The 18,365-nt window shown below is 72.5% G+C and carries 18 protein-coding genes and 1 tRNA gene; 13 read left to right on the top strand and 6 right to left on the bottom strand.

The features are described 5' to 3' along the window. Positions 1-160 precede the first annotated feature (160 nt). From AB5L52_RS19890 to AB5L52_RS19870, 5 genes are all read left to right on the top strand, one after another. Entirely contained in the window at positions 161-1,366 is a 1,206-nt protein-coding gene (locus AB5L52_RS19890) for a DNA polymerase III subunit delta' (RefSeq protein ID WP_369365343.1), read from the top strand. A gap of 199 nt (positions 1,367-1,565) precedes the next feature. Next, positions 1,566-3,170 (top strand): alpha/beta hydrolase, encoded by a 1,605-nt coding sequence (locus AB5L52_RS19885; protein WP_369365341.1) that lies wholly within the window; start codon positions 1,566-1,568, stop codon positions 3,168-3,170. A gap of 107 nt (positions 3,171-3,277) precedes the next feature. Next, a tRNA-Thr gene (locus AB5L52_RS19880) sits at positions 3,278-3,354 on the top strand. A gap of 272 nt (positions 3,355-3,626) precedes the next feature. Then, positions 3,627-4,520 carry a glycosyltransferase family 2 protein gene (locus AB5L52_RS19875; RefSeq protein WP_369365339.1) on the top strand — a complete coding sequence of 298 codons (894 nt, stop codon included), beginning with the start codon at positions 3,627-3,629 and terminating at the stop codon, positions 4,518-4,520. Positions 4,521-5,005: 485 nt separating this feature from the next. Continuing rightward, positions 5,006-8,323 carry a BTAD domain-containing putative transcriptional regulator gene (locus AB5L52_RS19870; protein ID WP_369365337.1) on the top strand — a complete coding sequence of 1,106 codons (3,318 nt, stop codon included), beginning with the start codon at positions 5,006-5,008 and terminating at the stop codon, positions 8,321-8,323. Positions 8,324-8,444: 121 nt separating this feature from the next. Here the strand turns inward: AB5L52_RS19870 and AB5L52_RS19865 are convergent, their stop codons facing one another. Both AB5L52_RS19865 and AB5L52_RS19860 read right to left on the bottom strand, forming a co-directional pair. Then, complete coding sequence (locus tag AB5L52_RS19865) at positions 8,445-10,145, bottom strand: bifunctional 3'-5' exonuclease/DNA polymerase (RefSeq protein WP_369365335.1); 1,701 nt, start codon at positions 10,143-10,145, stop codon at positions 8,445-8,447. Between the two features lie 48 nt (positions 10,146-10,193). After that, a complete protein-coding gene (locus tag AB5L52_RS19860; protein ID WP_351026146.1) occupies positions 10,194-10,964 on the bottom strand; it encodes a Clp protease N-terminal domain-containing protein in 771 nt (256 codons plus the stop codon). A 258-nt stretch (positions 10,965-11,222) separates the two neighbouring features. Between AB5L52_RS19860 and AB5L52_RS19855 the strand changes: the two genes are divergently transcribed. Then, a complete protein-coding gene (locus AB5L52_RS19855; RefSeq protein ID WP_369365332.1) occupies positions 11,223-12,341 on the top strand; it encodes a DUF2786 domain-containing protein in 1,119 nt (372 codons plus the stop codon). 769 nt (positions 12,342-13,110) lie between these two features. Here the strand turns inward: AB5L52_RS19855 and AB5L52_RS19850 are convergent. The 4 genes from AB5L52_RS19850 to rpmB form a co-directional block, all read right to left on the bottom strand. Next, positions 13,111-13,626, bottom strand: coding sequence for a DUF4232 domain-containing protein (locus AB5L52_RS19850; protein ID WP_351026150.1), 516 nt, complete (start codon positions 13,624-13,626; stop codon positions 13,111-13,113). Positions 13,627-13,746: 120 nt separating this feature from the next. Next, positions 13,747-14,244: a hypothetical protein gene (locus AB5L52_RS19845; RefSeq protein ID WP_351572541.1), complete on the bottom strand. Its 498-nt coding sequence runs from the start codon at positions 14,242-14,244 to the stop codon at positions 13,747-13,749. Between the two features lie 69 nt (positions 14,245-14,313). After that, the gene (rpsN, locus tag AB5L52_RS19840) at positions 14,314-14,619 is read right to left on the bottom strand and encodes a 30S ribosomal protein S14 (protein WP_351572544.1); all 306 of its coding nucleotides are present in this window, start codon (positions 14,617-14,619) and stop codon (positions 14,314-14,316) included. Further along, a complete protein-coding gene (gene rpmB / locus AB5L52_RS19835; protein ID WP_351572547.1) occupies positions 14,619-14,855 on the bottom strand; it encodes a 50S ribosomal protein L28 in 237 nt (78 codons plus the stop codon). The genes rpsN and rpmB overlap by 1 nt, the downstream gene beginning before the upstream one ends. 61 nt (positions 14,856-14,916) lie before the next feature. Here rpmB and rpmG point away from each other — a divergent pair, with 61 nt between their 5' ends. The 7 genes from rpmG (at position 14,917) to AB5L52_RS19800 (ending at position 18,265) form a co-directional block, all read left to right on the top strand. Then, positions 14,917-15,081 carry a 50S ribosomal protein L33 gene (rpmG, locus tag AB5L52_RS19830; RefSeq protein ID WP_003999141.1) on the top strand — a complete coding sequence of 55 codons (165 nt, stop codon included), beginning with the start codon at positions 14,917-14,919 and terminating at the stop codon, positions 15,079-15,081. 9 nt (positions 15,082-15,090) lie between these two features. Next, complete coding sequence (locus AB5L52_RS19825; protein ID WP_351026157.1) at positions 15,091-15,354, top strand: type B 50S ribosomal protein L31; 264 nt, start codon at positions 15,091-15,093, stop codon at positions 15,352-15,354. After that, positions 15,351-16,751 (top strand): GTP-binding protein, encoded by a 1,401-nt coding sequence (locus AB5L52_RS19820; RefSeq protein ID WP_369365327.1) that lies wholly within the window; start codon positions 15,351-15,353, stop codon positions 16,749-16,751. Before AB5L52_RS19825 ends, AB5L52_RS19820 begins: the two co-directional genes overlap by 4 nt. Beyond that, positions 16,751-16,984 (top strand): 30S ribosomal protein S18, encoded by a 234-nt coding sequence (gene rpsR / locus AB5L52_RS19815; RefSeq protein WP_369365325.1) that lies wholly within the window; start codon positions 16,751-16,753, stop codon positions 16,982-16,984. The genes AB5L52_RS19820 and rpsR overlap by 1 nt, the downstream gene beginning before the upstream one ends. Positions 16,985-17,052: 68 nt before the next feature. Then, positions 17,053-17,451, top strand: a complete 399-nt coding sequence (locus AB5L52_RS19810) for a VOC family protein (RefSeq protein ID WP_369365323.1) — start codon at positions 17,053-17,055, stop codon at positions 17,449-17,451. Then, positions 17,448-17,804 (top strand): metalloregulator ArsR/SmtB family transcription factor, encoded by a 357-nt coding sequence (locus AB5L52_RS19805; protein ID WP_351026164.1) that lies wholly within the window; start codon positions 17,448-17,450, stop codon positions 17,802-17,804. The genes AB5L52_RS19810 and AB5L52_RS19805 overlap by 4 nt, the downstream gene beginning before the upstream one ends. Further along, complete coding sequence (locus AB5L52_RS19800) at positions 17,801-18,265, top strand: SRPBCC domain-containing protein (RefSeq protein ID WP_369365321.1); 465 nt, start codon at positions 17,801-17,803, stop codon at positions 18,263-18,265. The genes AB5L52_RS19805 and AB5L52_RS19800 overlap by 4 nt, the downstream gene beginning before the upstream one ends. Positions 18,266-18,365: the final 100 nt, after the last annotated feature.

The following is an 18,365-nucleotide window of genomic DNA, read 5'->3' as shown; positions in this document are numbered from 1 at the left end:
CCGGACAGGACGGACCGAGGGCGGCGCGGGTCGGAACACCGACCGGCGCCGCCCTCGCCCTTCCGGCCGGCTGTCGACGCGCACGCGGACCGCGTTGTCAGTGCCCACCCGCACAATGGAGGGCAGGAACGCGGAGTGTGACGAAAGGGCGGCGTGACCCATGACCGTATGGGACGACCTCGTCGGGCAGGAGAAGGTGAGGGCGGTGCTCGGCGGCGCCGCGCGGGACGCCGACGCCCTCGTCACGGCCGCCGCGGCCGACGAGCCGCTGCCCGAGGCGTCGAAGATGACGCACGCCTGGCTGTTCACGGGCCCGCCCGGAGCGGGTCGGAACCAGGCGGCCAGAGCCTTCGCCGCGGCCCTGCAGTGCGTGAGCCCCGACCGCGCCCTCGGCGGAGCTCCCGGCTGCGGCTTCTGCGACGGCTGTCACACCGCGCTGCTCGGCACCCACGCGGACGTCACCACAGTGGCCGCCGTGGGCGCCGAGATCCTCGTGAAGGACATGCGGGACACGGTCCGCAAGTCGTTCACCTCCCCGGCGAACGGCCGCTGGCAGATCATCCTGGTCGAGGACGCCGAGCGGCTGAACGAGAAGTCGGCCAACGCCGTCCTCAAGGCGGTCGAGGAGCCCGCCCCGCGCACGGTCTGGCTGCTGTGCGCCCCCTCCATCGAGGACGTTCTGCCGACGATCCGCTCCCGCTGCCGCCACCTCAACCTGAGCACGCCGTCCGTGGCCGCGGTCGCCGACATGCTCGTACGGCGCGACGGCATCGAACCCCAGGTCGCCGAGGCCGCCGCCCGCGCCACCCAGGGGCATGTCGACCGGGCCCGGCGCCTGGCCACCGACCCGGCGGCCCGCGACCGCCGCGCCTCCGTGCTCAAGCTGCCGCTGCGGCTGGACGAGGTCGGTGCCTGTCTGAGGGCCGCCCAGGAACTGGTCGACGCGGCCGCCGAGGACGCCAAGCAGCTCGCGGAGGAGATGGACGGCAAGGAGACCGAGGAGCTGAAGGCGGCGCTGGGCGCGGCCCAGGGCGGCCGGCTGCCGCGCGGCACGGCGGGCGTGATGAAGGACCTCGAGGACATGCAGAAGCGCCGCAGAACCCGCACGCAGCGCGACAGCCTCGACATCGCCCTCGGCGACCTCACCGCCTTCTACCGCGACGTCCTCGCCCTCCAGCTCGGCTCCCGGGTCGCGATCGCCAATGCCGACGCCGAGGACGCCCTGGAGCGGCTGGCGCGTGGCAGCACCCCGGAGTCCACGCTCCGCCGCATCGAGGCGATCGCCGCGTGCCGCGAGGCTCTCGACCGCAATGTGGCCCCGCTGCTGGCCGTGGAGGCGATGACGATGGCACTGCGGGCGGGGTGACGGGCGTGCGGATGGCTTCGGGACCGGCGAGCGGGGCGACTGACGCACGGACGTCGCTCCCGTGGGGTGACCGGTGCCCGGACGTCTCCGGTCTCGGGATGACGACGCCGCAGCCGCACGCGTCCCCGTATGTCCCCCGTACGAGCTCATCCCCCGCACGCATCGCGCCCGAGTCATCGCACAGCGTTACGCTCGCCTGATGTACACCAGGCCATCCCTCCGCCGTACCCGGGGCACCCGCCCCCGTACGACGGCCCGCCTCACCGCCACCCTGTTCACGGCCGCCACCCTGCTCGTGTCCGCCTGCTCCTCCGGGAGCTCGACCACGTCGTCCCGCGGTGCGGCGGACGCGGTGCTGGCCGCGCTGCCGCGTGCGACGCCGTCCGCGCTGTCGTCGTACTACACCCAGCGTCTGAACTGGCACAGCTGCGGTGTCCCCGGTTTCCAGTGCGCGACGATGAAGGCCCCGCTGGACTACGCCAAGCCCGGCTCCGGTGACGTCCGGCTCGCCGTCGCCCGCAAGAAGGCCACCGGCAAGGGCAAGCCGCTCGGTTCACTGCTGGTCAACCCGGGCGGGCCTGGCGGCTCGGCGGTCGGCTACCTGCAGAGCTACGCGGGCGTCGGCTACCCGGCCGACGTCCGTGCCCGCTACGACATGGTCGCGGTGGACCCGCGGGGCGTCGCCCGCAGCGAGCCCGTCGAATGCCTCGACGGCCGCCAGATGGACACGTACACACAGACCGACCTGACACCCGACGACCAGCAGGAACGCAACGCGGTGGTCGCGGCGGACCAGCGCTTCGCGGAGAGCTGCGGGGCACACTCGGCGCGGCTGCTGCGGCACGTCTCCACCGTGGAGGCGGCACAGGACATGGACATCCTGCGGGCGGCGCTGGGTGATCAGAAACTGAACTACGTGGGGGCGTCGTACGGCACGTTCCTGGGGGCGACGTACGCCGGGCTGTTCCCCGACCGGGTCGGCCGGATGGTCCTGGACGGCGCGATGGACCCGACCCTGGGCGCCCGGCAGATGACCCTGGACCAGACGGCCGGCTTCGAGACGGCGTTCCAGGCGTTCGCGAAGGACTGCGTACGGCACTCCGACTGCTCGCTCGGCGACAAGGGCACGACGCCGGCGCAGGTCGGCGACCACCTCAAGGCGTTCTTCCGGAAGCTGGACCAGCACCCCGTCCCGGCGGGCGACGCGGACGGCCGCAAGCTCGGCGAGGCGCTGGCCACGACCGGGGTGATCGCGGCGATGTACGACCAGTCGGAGTGGGAGCAGCTGCGCGAGGCGCTCGCCTCGGCGATGAAGAAGAACGACGGCGCGGGCCTGCTCGCACTCTCCGACAGCTACTACGAACGTGACGCCGACGGTCACTACAGCAATCTGATGATGGCCAACGCCGCCGTGAACTGCCTGGACCTGCCGCCGGCCTTCACCAGCCCCGACCAGGTGGAGAAGGCGCTGCCCACCTTCGAGAAGGCCTCCCCGGTCTTCGGCGAGGGCCTGGCGTGGGCCGCGCTGAACTGCGCGTACTGGCCGGTGAAGGCCACGGGCGAGGCGCATCGCATCGAGGCGAAGGGCGCGGCGCCGATCGTGGTGGTCGGCACCACCCGCGACCCTGCGACCCCCTACCGCTGGGCAGAGTCCCTGGCCGGCCAGCTCTCCTCGGCGCGCCTCCTGACGTACGTCGGCGACGGCCACACCGCCTACGGCCGCGGCAGCACCTGCATCGACTCGACGATCAACACCTACCTGCTCCGCGGCACCCCGCCGAGCGCGAGAAAGAGCTGCTCATAGCCCTGGTACCGGCCCCGGACCCCCCCGCTCCGGGGCCGGTACGAAGCACTCCCGGAAACTGTGTAGACTTACCGACGTTGCCGATCGCACCATGGTGCGGGCAGCTCGCCGCTTTAGCTCAGATGGCCAGAGCAACGCACTCGTAATGCGTAGGTCTCGGGTTCGAATCCCGAAAGCGGCTCCACATGGGACCCCGGGTCGGACACCGTCTGACCCGGGGTTTTGCGTCAGCTAGTGACAGTCGCTCTCGGTGCTCGCTTCCGTGCTTCTTGCGCCCCGGCCCACCACTGCCGCTGTTCGAGCCCACGAAGGAATGTGCGGACAAAAGCGGAGCAAAGGGGCGGCAAAGTGAATCGGCATCGGGTGAACCCACGGACCTGAGGCAACATCTTGGTGAACGGCGGGCACCGCGCGGTCGGGGCGCGGTGCCGCCGTCGGCCGGATGAGGTGAGGGACGTGGTGGAGCCGAGGATCGCCGTCGCCGTGGTGACCATGGGCAACCGGCCCGCCGAGGTCGACGCGCTGCTCGAGTCCGTGGCCAAGCAGGACCTCGCCCCCGCCCGCATCGTGATCGTCGGCAACGGCTGCCGGCTGCCCGAGTTCGCCCACCGGCTCTCCCTGCCCGGTGAGGTCACCACCATCGACGTCGATGACAACCTCGGCTGCCCGGGCGGCCGGAACGTCGCCCTGGCCCGGCTGCGGGAGTTCGACGACGTCGACGTCGTCGTGGAACTGGACGACGACGGGCTGCTCGTGGACGCCGATGTGCTGCGGAACGTACGGGACCTGTACGCCGCCGATCAGCGTCTCGGCATCGTCGGCTTCCGCATCGCCGACGAGTGCGGTGAGACGCAGCAGCGGCATGTGCCCCGGGTGGGCAAGTCGGATCCGATGCGCGCGGGGTACGTCACCGGCTTCCTCGGCGGCGGGCATGCCCTGAGCATGGCGATGCTGGCCGAGACCGGAGACTGGCCCGCCCAGTTCTTCTTCGCGCACGAGGAGACCGACCTCGCCTGGCGCGCCGCCGACGCCGGCTGGAAGATCCTCTACGCCCCCGAGCTGCTCCTCCAGCACCCCAAGACCTCACCGGCCCGGCACGCCATCTACTACCGCGTCAACGCCCGCAACCGCGTCTGGCTCGTCCGGCGCCGGCTGCCGTTGCCGCTGATCCCCGTGCACCTCGGGGTGTGGACGCTGCTCACCCTCGCCCGCACCCGCTCCCTGGCGGGGCTGAAGGCGTGGTTCGGCGGGTTCGTGGAAGGGCTGCGGGAATCAGCGGGGGAGCGCCGGCCCATGCGCTGGCGGACGGTGTGGCGGCTCAGCCGGCTCGGGCGCCCACCGGTGATCTGAGGTGCGCCCGGGCGCGAACGCGGCTCCGTCCGGCGCAAACACGGCGCTGTCCGGCGCGAACGCGCAGTGGCCGTGCGCAACGGGGCGTGGAGCAGGAAAACGGGACGGGGCCCCGGGCGTTCACCTCCGCCGACCGGGGCCCCTTGCGTCCCCGGACCCAGCCTGCGGCGACACTCCCCCGAGTTACGCGACATACGCGCGCACCGTAGGACCAGATCCGATGGAAATGATCACATCAGAATGCGCCAACGGATCGCTAACATGTGGCCAACGGTTCGTCGGCAGGTCGCGGATCCGTTGGCCGGAACTCGCCGACGGTATCCGAAACAGGCCGCCGGACAGGCCGATCCGGGGCCGGGTCGGCTGGCAGAAGGTGGCGGGAATCCGTTGTGGACAGAGTGGATTTGCGCCAGGGAACGGCGGGCGCACGCTCGTCGCGGAGCGCGGTCGGCCCCGATCGTGCGGGAAGGCAGTGGTACGGCGTGATGCGGCGGTGCGAGCTGCGGTTCGGACTGCTGGGGCCGCCCGTCCTGTACGACCGGCCGCCGTTCGGGATTTCGTCCGAGATCTCTGACACTCTTTCCGACAAACCCGCCGCCGACGGCTCCGACGGCTCCGACAACGGCGTCCGTGCCATCGGCAGTCCCAAAGTGCGCGCGCTGCTCGCCGCGCTGCTGCTGGAACCGGGCCGCGTCGTGTCGGTCGAGTCACTGAAGGACGCCCTGTGGGGCGGGGCGCCGCCCGTCTCGGCACAGGCGTCCCTGCACAACCACGTCACCCGGCTGCGCCGGCTCCTGGACGACCCCGACCGGCTCAGGGCCGTACCGCCGGGGTACGTACTGCGCGTCGATCACGGCGAGTTGGACGTGCATGTCTTCGACGCCCGGGTCGCCGAGGCGCGTGCCGCGCATGCCCGGCGGGACTGGCCGGGTGTCGTACGCGCCTGCACGGCCGGGCTCGCGCTCTGGCGCGGCACCCCGCTCAGCGGGCTCCCCGCCGACCTCGGTGGCTATGCCCTGGTGCAGCGCCTGGTGGAGGCCCGGCTGTTCCTGCTGGAGTGGCGCTACGACGCCGAACTCTCCCTGGGCGGTGCACGGTTGGCCGGGACCGTCCCGGAGCTCGCGGCGCTGGTCGCCGAGTATCCGCTGCGCGAGGCGTACCACCGTCAGCTCATGCTCGCCCTGCACCGCACCGGCCGTCAGGCCGAGGCCCTCGCCGTCCACCGTGATCTGCGCGCCCGCCTGGTCGAGGAACTCGGCATCGAACCCGGCCCGGCGGTACGCGAGGCGCATGTCGAGGTGCTGCGGGGCAGCGGCGAGGGGCAGCGGCGGGCGGACCAGGAGCGCGCCGGCCTCCGGCGGGGCGCGGACAGTCCTGCACACCAACATCCGCAGGGCGCAGGGCAGATGGAGGACCGCCCCGAGAAGCAGCAGGCGCCGTCGGCCCCGCAGCAGGATGCCGGGTCCGGGGCGAGGCCGGACTCCCGGCTGTCCCCGCGACCGGCCCAACTCCCGGCGCCACCTGCCCATTTCACCGGCCGCGCGGATGCCCGTTGCGAGCTGCTGCACGCGCTCACCGAGCCGCCCGCCCCGGCTCCGGCCATCGCCGTGATCAGCGGCATGGCGGGCGTCGGCAAGAGCGCGCTCGCCCTGCATGTCGCGCATGAGCTGCGGGATCGCTTCACCGACGGTCAGCTCTACGTCAATCTGCACGGCGCCACCCCGGGCATGACCCCGCTCACCCCGGCACAGGCGCTCGCCGCACTGCTCCGGGACCTGGGTGCCGAGCCCCGCAGCATCCCCGAACACCCGGATGCGGCAGCGGCGTTGCTCCGGTCGCTGCTCGCCCCCGCCCGCATCCTGCTGGTGCTGGACGACGCGGCGAACGCGGCTCAGGTGCGGCCCCTGCTGCCGGCCGGGCCCGGCTGCGCGGTGATCGTCACCAGCCGCTCGCCGCTGACCGCCCTCGACGGCGCCCGGCGTTTCCCACTCGCCCCGCTGACCGGCGAGGACAGTGCGGCACTGCTGCGCGCGGTGAGCGGACGCGAGGGGCTGGACGCCCGGCACGCGCTGGTCGAGCTGACCGGCCGGCTCCCGCTGGCGCTGCGTGTCGTCGCCGCCAGGCTCGTCGCCCGCCGCGCCCTCACGCCGGACGTGCTGGCGAGCCAACTGGCCGAGACGGGCGGGCGGCTGTGGCATCTGGAGTACGACGACCTGAGCGTCCGGCGTTCCCTGGCCGTCGCCCACGACGCGCTCGCCGCCGCCGAGCGCGAGGCGGACCGGGACGCGGCCCTCGCGCTGCGCCGCATCGGTGCGCTGGACCTGCCGACCTACGGCGCCCCGCTGATCGCCCGCCTCACCGGCACCGACGAGCGCCGCGCCGAGGCCGCCCTCGACCGCCTGGTCGACGTCGCCCTGTTGGAGGAGACTGCCTACGGCCGCTACGCCCCGCACGACCTGGTCCGCGACTTCGCCCGCGAACTGGCGGACACGGGGAGGGACATGGGGACGAGGAAGGGCGCGAGCGCGGGGAAGGGCAGGGGCACGGGAGTGCCGGGCGCCCTCCCGGACGCCGGCGCACACCCCGGCACGCGGCTGGACGCCGTCCACCGGACCGATTCCGGCGAGGAGCCCGCACCGGCCTCCGCCTGCGCCTCCTCCGACTCCGCTTGCGACTCCGAACTGGCCGCTCTCCGCTGGTACGCCGCCGTGGCCGAGCGGGTGCTGGAGGCGGTGGTGGAGCCGGGGCTCGATCTGGAGGACCGGCGGCGGACTACCTCCGCGCAGCCGGCGGAGCACGCGGTGGACGTGGCCGAGCTGCTGTCCTTCGAGTCCGCCGAGGAGGCTTTCGGCTGGGGCGAGGTGGAGTTGGAGAACGTCGTCGCCCTGGTGGCGCGGAACGCCGACACGTCCGACCAGCTCCGCGCCGCCCATCTCTCGGTGCTCGCACGGCTGCTCTTCCCCTACGTCCAGCGCGGCGGACGGGTCGCCGAGATGGAGGTACTGGGGCGGGCCGCGCTCGGGGCGGCGCGCCGGCTCGGGGACCCGGCGGCCGAGGCCTACGCGCTGGGTGACCTGGCGGGCCTGCATTTCATGACCGGCCGGCACAGGGACGCCCTCGCCCTCACCGACCAGTCCCTGGAGATCTGGCGGCGGCTCGGTGTCGTCTCCAGGATCCGGCGCTGTCTGAACAACCGTGGTCTGCTGTTGGAGGGGCTCGGGCGGTTCGCGGAGTCCGGGGAGGCGCTGCGGCAGAGCCTCGCGTACTCGCGGCAGTTGAACGATCCCTACGGAGAGGCCGTCACCCACAGCCACCTCGGCAACCTCTACGAGCACACCGATCCGCGTGCCGCGATCGAGCAGCACCGGCGCTCGCTGGCGATCGGGGACGCGATCGACGCGGTCATCGTGCAGCACTCGGCGCACTGCAACATCGGCTACGCCCATCTCACCCTGGGCGAACCGGCCGCCGCTGCAGGGCACTTCGAGAAGAGCCTGCGCATCCTCGGCGGCCACGGTGACTGGCACGGCGAGTCCCAGACCCGGCTCGGCCTGGTCCGCGCGCTGCGGCAGCTGGGGGAGACCGAGCGGGCGGGCCACGAGTGCGCCGAGCTGCTGCGCCGGGCCGACGCCCGCGCCGACCGCTACATGGGCGGCCTCGCAAGGCACCAGCACGGACTGCTGCTGCACGCGCGAGGGCAGCGCTCGGAGGCCTACGACGCCTGGCGCGCGGCACTCGCGGCCCTGGACGGCACGGACGAGCAAGCGATCGCCACGGAGCTGCGAGAGCTGCTCGCGCAGTGACCGAAGGGCTCCTGAGGAGCGCTTGCGCAGTGACCGGAACGCGCCCGAACAGCCCGCGCGCAGTGACCGAAGGCTCCGTGAGCAGTTCTCGCGGAGTGGCCGAAGCAGGCCCGGACGGCGCTCACTTGGCGTCGGCATAGCACTCCACCACCGCGGTCGTGAACGGGAAGCGCACCGGGGTCTCGCCGAAGGTCAGCCGTCCGGCGAGGTCGGCGGAGGCGCGGATGGCCTGGACGACCGTGTCGGACTCCTCGGCGGGACAGTGCACGATCACCTCGTCGTGCTGGAAGAAGACCAGCTCGGCCCTGAGGCCGGCGCAGGCCCGGCGGAGCCCGGCGAGCATCAGCAGCGCCCAGTCGGCGGCGCTGCCCTGGACGACGAAGTTCCGTGCGAAGCGGCCCCGTGCCCGGGAGTTGGTGGAGGCGTAGCCCGGGACCCAGGCGGTCAGGCCGGCGGCCTGGGGGTCGGTGTCGTCCTCGCCGATCGGGATGCCCGCCTCCTCCGCCGTGTCCTCGCCGGATCCGGCCGCCGGCGGGCAGGTCCGGCCCAGCCAGGTGCGCACCAGCCGGCCCTCCTCGCCCGCGCGGGCGGCCTCGTCGACGTACGCGACGGCCTTCGGGAAGCGGCGGCGGAGCGCGGCCAGGTTCTTCAGGCCGTCGCCGGAGGTCTGGCCGTAGACCGCGCCGAGCACGGCGATCTTCGCTTGGTCGCGGTCGCCGGAGAAGGCGCGGTCGGAGACGGACTGATAAAGGTCGCTCTCGCGGCCGGCGACCTCCATCAGGCCCGGGTCCCGGGAGATCGCGGCGAGCACGCGCGGCTCCATCTGGTCGGCGTCGGCCACCACCAGCCGCCAGCCGGGGTCGGCGACCACGGCCCGGCGGATCACCTTGGGGATCTGCAGTCCGCCCCCGCCGTTGGTCACCCAGCGTCCGGTGACCGTGCCGCCGGCGAGGAACTCGGGGCGGAAGCGGCCGTCGCGCACCCAGTCCTGCAGCCAGGACCAGCCGTGCGCCACCCAGATGCGGTACAGCCTCTTGTACTCCAGGAGGGGTGCGACGGCCGGGTGGTCGAGGGACTGGATCTCCCAGCGGCGGGTCGAGCGCACCTTGATCCCGGCCTGGGCGAAGGCCTTGATCACATCGGCGGGCAGATCGGGGCGGACCCGGCGGCCGAAGGCGGCCGACACCGCGTCGGCCAGCTCGGCGAGGCGACGCGGCTCGCCGCCGCCCGCGTACCGCTCGCCCAGCAGGTCGTGCAGCAGATTCCGGTGGACCTCGGCGCTCCATGGCACGCCCGCGTGGTTCATCTCGGCGGCCACCAGCATTCCGGCCGACTCGGCGGCGGTCAGCAGCCGCATCCGGTCGGGGCGGGCGGTCCGCTCATGCCGTCGCAGCTGCTCGGCGTAGACCGCGAGGAGGTCGGTCAGGGGCAGGCGGGTGCCGGTGGCCTCGAACAGCGTGGACTGGGCGCCCGGTTCGGCCGATCGCTGGGGCGGATCGGGTGGTACGGGGCCGCCGCGGAGGCGGGCCAGGGCGGCGGCGGCCGAGCGTGGCTCGCCGTGCCGGCCCTCGTGGCCCAGCAGGAGTGTCTCGGCGTCCTCGATGTCGTAGCACCGCTCCACTCGCACCCCCGTGGCGAGCAGACGCGGATAGACCTCGGGGGTGGACCGCCACACCCAGCGCGTCACCTCCGGGCGGCTCCGCACCGCCCCGGCGAGATCGCTCTCCCGCCGCACCGGCCCGGCGGGCAGCCCGTCCGGGCCGAGGGGGGCGACCTCCACGCCACCGTCCTCGGCCGGTGCGAGCGCCCACCGGTCGGTCATGACTGCGAGTGTGGCAGGCGCCTCTGACAATCGGTCTGACCTGCGGTTTCAGTCCTCCGAGGCGGTGGGTTCGGCCGCCGCCTCGCCGACCCCGGGCAGCTTCTGCTCCGTCAGCAGCGACATCATCCTGGCGATCTGCTTCTCGGTCCCGTCCTTGGTGATGCCGAGGCCGTTGAGGACGCCCTCGCCGTTCTCCTGCTCCAGGAGCGCGAGCAGGATGTGCTCGGTGCCGATGTAGTTGTGGCCGAGCCGGAGGGCCTCGCGGAAGGTGAGTTCCAGGGCCTTCTTGGCGTCGGGGCCGTAGGGGATGAGGTCGGGGACGTCGTCCGCGGCGGGCGGGAGCGCGGCGGTCGCGGCCTGCCGTACGGAGTCCAGGAAGACGTCCTGCGCGGTGATCGCCTTCGCCGCCATGCCCTCCGGCTCGGCCAGCAGTCCGAGGACCAGATGCTCGGGCCGGCCCTCGGGGTTGCGGGCCGCCAGCGCCTCTTTGTGCGCGGCGACTACTACGTTCCGTGCGCGGGGGGTGTAGCGGCTGAAGCCCTGGCTGGGGTCGAGGTCGGCGGACTCTTTCGGCACGAACCGCTTCTGCGCCGCCTGCCGGGTCACTCCCATGCTCCGGCCGATCTCGGTCCAGGACGCGCCCGAGCGCCGGGCCTGGTCGACGAAGTGGCCGATCAGATGGTCGGCCACGTCACCGAGGTGATCGGCGGCGATCACCGCGTCCTGGAGCTGGTCGAGGGGCTCGGGATGAACCTTCTTGATGGCCTCGATGAGGTCGTCGAGGCGTACGGACACCGTGCTGTTCGGGTTGGTCGCCATGTGTCAACCGTAGGTTGCACCCCGAGGGGTGTCAACCAGTAGTTGACAGTCCAGTTTCCCTGCCCGCGGGTTCCTTCCCGGCGCCCGTCTCCCGGTTCTGCCTCGGCTGGCCCCCCGGACCCCGTCGTCGGCGGCGGCTACCTTGGTGTTGATCACCGGTGCCCCGCGCACCACACCCCGGCAGTCGGCCGGCCGTTCATCCACAGCCTGTGGACAAAGCTCGGCCTGCTGTCGGTGGGGCGTGGCACGATCGACGATGTGACCAGGACTGCCAGCAATGCCAGCGCTGTCGAGCGGGCCTTTCGCGCCGCGCTCTACGACGACACCGACACCGGGCTCGACACCGGTGCCTCTGTGCTCGCCGCCGACCTCGCCGCGGACGCCGAACTCGCGCGGCGGGGCGAGGAGTTCGTCGGGACGGCCTGGCAGCGCGGCTGGCAGCCCGCCGACGTCGTACGACTGGTGCGGCGCGAGTTGGAGGACGTGCATGTGCGCCTGGCCGCCGCACTGATCCGCGCGCAGGCCGGGCGGGACCGCCCGCGCGGGCGCCGCTGGGCCGCCCAGCTCGCGGAGCTGCCCGAGGGCCCCGCCCGCGAGGCGGACCGCTTCGCGCAGGCCACCACCGCGCTGGAGTTGTACCGCCTGTTGCTGCGCCTGCCCACGCTGGAGCCCTTGCAGGACGAGCCCCGCCGCGCTTCCGGCCCGGCCGCCTCCCGCATGCCGGCCCGGATCCGCGCGCTGCTCGCCAAGGCCGAGGCGACCGGCTATCCGGAGGAGGCGGAGGCCCTCAGTGCCAAGGCACAGGAGCTGATGGCGCGGCACAGTGTCGACGAGGCGCTGCTCGCCGCCGAGGCGCCCGCGCCGGACGCCCCCGGCGCCTGCAGGATCGGCGTCGAGCCGCCGTACGAACAGGCCAAGGCGGTCCTGCTCGACGCCGTGGCCGGCGCGAACCACTGCCGCGCGGTGTGGAACGAACCGCTGGGTTTCTCCACGGTCGTCGGTTTCGAGGCGGACCTGGAGGCTGTCGAGCTGATGTACACCTCGCTGCTGGTGCAGGCCACGCACGCGATGACCAAGGCGGAGGCCGCGCAGAGAGCCGGCGGCCGGAAGCGGACCAAGACCTTCCGGCAGTCGTTCCTGGCCGCCTACGCCCACCGCGTCGGCGACCGGCTCGCGGCCGCCGCCGAGTCCCAGGTCACCCAGGATCTGCTGCCGGTCCTGGCCACCAGGGAGATAGCCGTCACCGACCGGCTGGAGCGCATGTTCCCCAAGACCACCACGACCCGGCTGCGCGGGGTCACCGACGCGGCCGGGTGGACGGAGGGCGCCCGGGCGGCAGACCGTGCCCAGGTCAGAGCCCGCCCCAGGCTGGAATAGGCCCCAGCCCGGGCAGCCGCCCCAAGCCCAGGCGGATGCCCCAGCCCGGTGAGCGCACCAGCCGAAAGCGAGAGCCAAAGGCTGCAGCGAGACCTCGGGCTGCAATGGGCGCCTCAGGTCGGCCGGAGCGGGGCCTCAGCCTGGAGCGGCGCCCAGCCGGCAGGAACGCCTCGCGCCGGAGTGGCGCGCCGGCCCGCAGCGAGGGTTCAAGTCGGAGCGGTGCCCAGTCTGGAGTGGCGGCCCCGGCCCTTAGCGAGGGCCTCTGGCCGGAGTGGCCCGGCCTGGAGCGGCGCTCAGCCGGTAGGAGCGCCTCGCGCCGGAGTGGCGCGCCGGCCCGCAGCGAGGGGCTCAAGTCGGAGCGGTGCCCGCAGGAGTGGCGCACCGTCGGCAAGAGCGCCTCGCGCCGGAGAGGGGCCCCAGCCCGCGACGAGGGCCTCAGGCCGGAGTGGCGCCCGGCCCGCAGCGAGGGGCTCAAGTCGGAGCGGTGCCCAGTCTGGAGTGGCGCGCCAGCCCGCAGCGAGAGCCTCAGGTCGGAGTGGCGCCCCAGCACTCAGCGAGGGTCTCTGGCCGGAGTGGTGCCCGGCCCGGAGCTGCGCCCAGCCGACAGGAGCCCTCGCGCCGGAGAGGAGCCCCAGCCCGCAGCCAGGGCCTCAAGCCGGAGTGGTGCCCAGCCTGGAGTGGCGCCCCAGCCCGCAGCAAGCACCCCAGGCTGAAGTGAGCGCCCTAAGCCCGCCGCAGGCTGGAGGCGCCGTGGGCGGCCGCGTCGCGCTCAGTCGCCGACCTGCTGGAAGGCGCTCACGGAGGCGTTCGGGGCGGTTCCGCCGGGCTGGACGGCGACGGGGCCGTACGACCAGGGGAAGCTGTGGGAGGCGGTGGTGCCAGGCAGGGTGATGGTGACGCTCTTCACGTCGAGGCTGTTCTTGCCGCTCGCCTCGCCGCGCACATAGCTGATGGTGAAGGACGCCGAGTCGCCCTTGGCGAGCTTCAGCCGCTGGGCCTTCGCGCCCTTGAGCTGCGGCATGTCCGTCTTGGCCTTGCCGGTGTTCAGCGAGACGCCCGCGAACTTGTCCAGGGTGCACGGCTTGCTCTGGTTGGTGATGCTGACCGGAATCTCACCCGTGTCACCGGCCTTCGGTGCCACGCTCGCCGATCCGATCTGCACGGAGACCCCGCCGATCGCGCAGCCCGAGCTGTTCTTGTCGGCGCTCTTGCTCCCGCTGTCGTTGCAGGCAGTCAGCAGCAGGGCGGCGGCGAGGGCCGTGACGGTGAGCGGAATGGCGCGCATGAGCATGTCCCATCGAGGTCGTGACGGTGCCCCTGCATCATGGCGCCTGCGCCCGGCCCTCTGCTCGCCCACCCCTGCGGAATCACCGCTTCAGGTGGTGTGCCCAAACAGGCCGCCCGGTCACTGCTTCAGCTTCGTGGGCAGCGCCGACGGCAGTTTGCCGCCCTCCGCCTTGGTGTATGTCTCCTCGCCGATCTTGCCCGACCAGTTCACCGTCATGCCCTTGCCGTCCACCGAGTTCACCATTCCGGTGACCCGGTCCTTGTTGCCGTCGGGACAGGTCAGATGGATCATTTGCATCCCTGACTCCTTGCCCGCGGTGCCCTGGCACCAGGCCTTGCGCCCGGTCACGAAGAGCCCGGCCTTCTTTCCGGTGATCACCAGCGCCACGATCTTGCCGCCGCTCGTGGCGATCCAGCTGCCCTGGAGCTTGTTCGAAGCCCCGGTCACGGTTCCGGAGCCCGAGGGGGCGGGCGACGCGGTGGTCGCACTCGGTGTCGGGGAGGAGGAGGCGCTCTTGTCGCTGCTGCCCCCGCTGCACGCGGTCAGCGCGGCGAGCGCGCCCACCAGTCCCGCGGCCACGGTCGCGGTCCGCAGCCTTGCAGTCGCAGAAGTCACCGGAAAGCTCCCAAGCTCGTAGCGGCCGGCCGCCCTCCGCCGGACGGCCCGCAGCAAGCTACCAGCTGGTCACCACGAGGACCTGCGGACTCCGGGCAGGAATCCGTTGTGAGCCTGCTCGCGCAGATTTACCCGGGACAGGCCGAAGGTGCGCAGATAGCCGCGCGGGCGGCCGTCGAGCTGGTCGCGGTTGCGCACGCGCGTGGCGCTCGCGTCCCGCGGTTGCTTGCGCAACTCGCGCTGGGCGGCGAGCCGTTCGGCCGCCGAGGACGAGGGGCACCGGATGATCTCCTTCAGCTCGGCGCGCCGGGCGGCGTGCCGGGCGACGATCTCCCTGCGCCGCTCGTTCTTCGCGATCTTGCTCTTCTTCGCCATCAGACCCGCACTCCTCGGGCGCGGATCCGGGCCACGGCCGCGTCGACGCCGATCGTGTCCACGGTCTTGATCCCCTTCGCGCTCAGCCGCAGCCGGACGTACCGGTTCTCGCTGGGCAGCCAGTAGCGCCTGCTCTGGATGTTCGGGTCGAAGCGGCGGGAGGTGCGCCGATGGGAGTGGGAGATGCGGTTGCCGAAGCCCGGTCGGGCCCCGGTGAGCATGCAGTGCGCGGACATGGTGACGTAACTCTCCTCAGACGTAGTGCGTAATGGAATTCATTTTCAGTAAGATACCAGCATGGCACGCAACGAACTACGCCCGGTCATCAAGCTCCGGTCCACCGCCGGGACCGGCTACACCTACGTGACCCGCAAGAACCGCCGAAACGACCCGGACCGCATGACGCTGCGCAAGTACGACCCGGTCGTCGGCCGGCACGTCGACTTCCGAGAGGAGCGCTGAACCACCGCCATGCGCAAGGGAATCCACCCGGAGTACGGCCCCGTCGTGTTCCGTGACCGTGCCGCGAACCACGCCTTCCTCACCCGCTCGACGCTTGCGGCCGTGCCGACCGGCAAGACCGTCGAGTGGGCGGACGGCAACACCTACCCGGTGGTCGACGTCGAGATCTCGAACGTCAGCCACCCCTTCTACACCGGCACCGCGCGCGTGCTGGACACCGCCGGGCGCGTGGAGCGCTTCGAGCGCCGGTACGGCAAGCGGGGCGGGGCATGAGCCTCGCCGTGGCCGTCGTGGGCGGGCTGCACGCCGAGGCCCGCAAGGCGGCGGTCGACCGGTTGCTCGCCGACGTACCCGGCAGCGTCGTACTCCACCACGACCTGGCGACGGCCACCGCCGGCACGGTCGTCCGCACGGTCCGCGACCGTGGCGGCATCCTGTCCGCGGGTGAGACGCCCCTGGTCAACGACTGTGCGTGCTGCGCGCTGCGCGAGGACCTGGTGCCCGAGCTGCGTAGGCTGGCCGACGACGGCACGACCCGGCTCGCGATCGTCGAGCTGTGGGACTCGGTCGAGCCCAAGGCGATGGCCGAGGTGGTCGCCTCCGGCGGGCTGACCGTCACGGCCGTGATCACGGCGGTGGATCCGGCGCTGGTGCTGCCGTACCTGGGTAACGGCGACGACCTCGCCGAGGCCGGTCTCGCGGCGGCGCCCACCGACCAGCGCACGATCGCCGACACCTTCGCCCGACAGCTGGAGTACGCCCCCGTCCTCGCCGTCGCCGACTCCCCGGAGGCGGACGACGAGGACCGCGAGCTGCTCGCGCAGCTCCACCCGACAGCCCGCCAGGTCCCGATCGGCCACGGAGGCCTGGCGGGCACCACATCGACGGGCGCCGCAGCCGCGACGACCGTGCCCACAGCAGACCCCGCACCCACACCGGACCCCGCACCCACACCGGACCCCGCACCCACACCGGACCCCGCACCCACAGTGGACCACCCCGCCGCACCGGGCCCCGAGCCCACAGCGGCATCCGCACCTGCACCGGAACCCGCAGCTGCACGTGCACCGGAACCCGCGCCCGAATCCCCCGCACCACAATCGCCCGCGCCGGAATCACCCTCCCCCACGCCCGGCCCGCTGGCCCTGGCGGCCCTCGCCGGTTTCGACGTGGAGGCCGCCGCGGCGGCCCAGCACCCGGCCTGTGCCCTGCTGCCCGCCGAGGCCGACAATCACGGCGTGTCGACCCTGGTCTGGCACCGTCGCCGGCCCTTCCATCCGGAGCGGCTGTACGCGGCGCTGGAGGATCTGACCTGCGCCGCGGCCCGCAGCCGGGGCCGGTTCTGGCTCGCCGACAAGCCGGACACGCTGCTGCACTGGGACGCGGCCGGCGGGGCGCTGTGCGTCGAGAGCGCCGGGCCCTGGATGGCCGCGCTGCCCGACGCGGCCTGGGAGCTGGTGCCGCCGGTGCGCCGGGCCGCGGCCGCGCTGGACTGGCACCCCGAGCACGGTGACTGCTGCAACCACCTCGTGTTCACCTCGCCCGGCCTCGACCGCGACGGACTCGCGCACGTTCTGGAGTCCTGCCTGCTCACCGACGCCGAGTACGCCGCCGGGCGCGACGCCTGGAAACGGCTGCCGCCCGCCTTCGACACCCTGCTGGAGATCTGATGGCCCGCAAGACCGAGCGCAAGCCCGCCCGCAACCGGCCCAACCCCCTGGACCAGGCCGGGATCACCTACGTCGACTACAAGGACACCGACCTGCTGCGGAAGTTCATCTCCGACCGCGGCAAGATCCGCAGCCGCCGGGTCACCCGGGTCACCGCGCAGCAGCAGCGGTTGCTGGCCGGGGCCATCAAGAACGCGCGGGAGATGGCACTGCTGCCGTACTCCAGCCGCTGATCACCCCTCATAGGTAGGTGTTTCCCTACGCTTGACTCGTAGGGAAACGCCTACCTATTGTCGTATCCATGAACATCACTCACGCCTCCTTCGTCACCCTCCCCGTCACCGACCAGGACCGTGCCCTGCGCTTCTACCGGGACGTGCTCGGCTTCGAGGTGGCCGCCGATCTGCGGATGCCGCAGGGCCGGTGGCTCCAGGTCGCGCCGAGGGGCGCGCAGACCGTCTTCACGCTCTCCGGGCCGGGCATGGGCGATTTCGAGCCCGGTACGGCACGGGGGATCATGTTGGTCACGACCGACGTCGACGCCGACTGTGCGCGGCTCGCCGGGGCGGGTACCGAGGTGCAGGGCCCGGACGCGTACCCGTGGGGCCGGATGGCGTCCTTCCGGGACCCGGACGGCAACGGTCTGATGCTGCTCACGGAGGCTCGCCACCAGCCTCATCAGGAGGAAGGTCCGCGATGACCGCAGCCGGGGCCAGGGAGGCCGCCGCCGAGGACCGCGTCTTCGCCGCGCTCGCCAACGCCAGCCGCCGCGAGGTGCTGCGGCTGCTGCGCGAGCGCGGACCGCAGCCCGTCCAGGCCCTGGCCGACCACTTCGACATGCGCCGCCCGAGCCTCTCGGAGCACCTCAAGGTGCTGCGGGAGGCCGGCCTCGTCTCCGAGCAGCGCTCCGGACGGCAGCGCATCTACCGCCTGGAGGCGGCCCCGCTCGCCGACGTGCAGGACTGGCTCCACCCGTACGAGCGGTTCTGGCGCGACCGGCTGAAGAGCCTCGGCACTCTCCTCGACCGGCTGCCCGACGATGACGAGCGATGAGCACCGAACCCGATGACGACCTGACGACCATCCGTGTCGACCAGTTCTTCCCGCACCCGCCGGCCAAGGTCTGGCGCGCCCTGACCGAACCGGAACTGCTCGTGCAGTGGCAGATGCCCGGTGCCGAGGACTTCCGGCTGGAGGTCGGGCACCGATACCGGATGACCTCCGTCCCGCGTCCCAACTCCCGCTTCTCCGGAGTCGTCGAGGTGCGCGTCCTGGCCTACGACATCGAGCGGATGCTGTCCGTCCGCTGGGCCGACGCCGATCCGGCCAACCCCGCGGACTGGACCATCACCTGGACCCTGGAACATGAGGGGCGCGGTACGCGTCTCTTTCTAGTGCACGAGGGGTTCGATCCGGACGACCCGGCTCAGCTGATGGCGCGGAAGATCATGGACGGGGGGTGGCGGGGGCATGTCCTGCCGGCACTGGGGCAAACGCTGGAACAGCTTCGGTAACGGTCCTTCGGCTTCGAGGGAGAGCCGTCGGCACAGGTCGCAGAGGCCACTTCGGTAAAGCGGACGTCAAGCCTGTAACCGAGGGAACACCCCCCGTGCA

The sequence above is a fragment of the Streptomyces sp. CG4 genome, assembly GCF_041080655.1.
GTDB lineage: Bacteria > Actinomycetota > Actinomycetes > Streptomycetales > Streptomycetaceae > Streptomyces.
The sequence above is the reverse complement of the archived record's forward strand: the minus strand, read 5'-3'. Positions and strand labels throughout refer to the sequence as shown.

Coding starts and splice junctions, on each gene's coding strand:
- AB5L52_RS19890 (WP_369365343.1), top strand. CDS start 161: ATGACCGTATGGGACGACCTCGTCGGGCAGGAGAAGGTGAGGGCGGTG.
- AB5L52_RS19885 (WP_369365341.1), top strand. CDS start 1,566: ATGTACACCAGGCCATCCCTCCGCCGTACCCGGGGCACCCGCCCCCGT.
- AB5L52_RS19870 (WP_369365337.1), top strand. CDS start 5,006: ATGCGGCGGTGCGAGCTGCGGTTCGGACTGCTGGGGCCGCCCGTCCTG.
- AB5L52_RS19865 (WP_369365335.1), bottom strand. CDS start 10,145: ATGACCGACCGGTGGGCGCTCGCACCGGCCGAGGACGGTGGCGTGGAG.
- AB5L52_RS19860 (WP_351026146.1), bottom strand. CDS start 10,964: ATGGCGACCAACCCGAACAGCACGGTGTCCGTACGCCTCGACGACCTC.
- AB5L52_RS19850 (WP_351026150.1), bottom strand. CDS start 13,626: ATGCGCGCCATTCCGCTCACCGTCACGGCCCTCGCCGCCGCCCTGCTG.
- rpsN (WP_351572544.1), bottom strand. CDS start 14,619: ATGGCGAAGAAGAGCAAGATCGCGAAGAACGAGCGGCGCAGGGAGATC.
- rpmB (WP_351572547.1), bottom strand. CDS start 14,855: ATGTCCGCGCACTGCATGCTCACCGGGGCCCGACCGGGCTTCGGCAAC.
- rpmG (WP_003999141.1), top strand. CDS start 14,917: ATGGCACGCAACGAACTACGCCCGGTCATCAAGCTCCGGTCCACCGCC.
- AB5L52_RS19825 (WP_351026157.1), top strand. CDS start 15,091: ATGCGCAAGGGAATCCACCCGGAGTACGGCCCCGTCGTGTTCCGTGAC.
- AB5L52_RS19820 (WP_369365327.1), top strand. CDS start 15,351: ATGAGCCTCGCCGTGGCCGTCGTGGGCGGGCTGCACGCCGAGGCCCGC.
- rpsR (WP_369365325.1), top strand. CDS start 16,751: ATGGCCCGCAAGACCGAGCGCAAGCCCGCCCGCAACCGGCCCAACCCC.
- AB5L52_RS19810 (WP_369365323.1), top strand. CDS start 17,053: ATGAACATCACTCACGCCTCCTTCGTCACCCTCCCCGTCACCGACCAG.
- AB5L52_RS19805 (WP_351026164.1), top strand. CDS start 17,448: ATGACCGCAGCCGGGGCCAGGGAGGCCGCCGCCGAGGACCGCGTCTTC.
- AB5L52_RS19800 (WP_369365321.1), top strand. CDS start 17,801: ATGAGCACCGAACCCGATGACGACCTGACGACCATCCGTGTCGACCAG.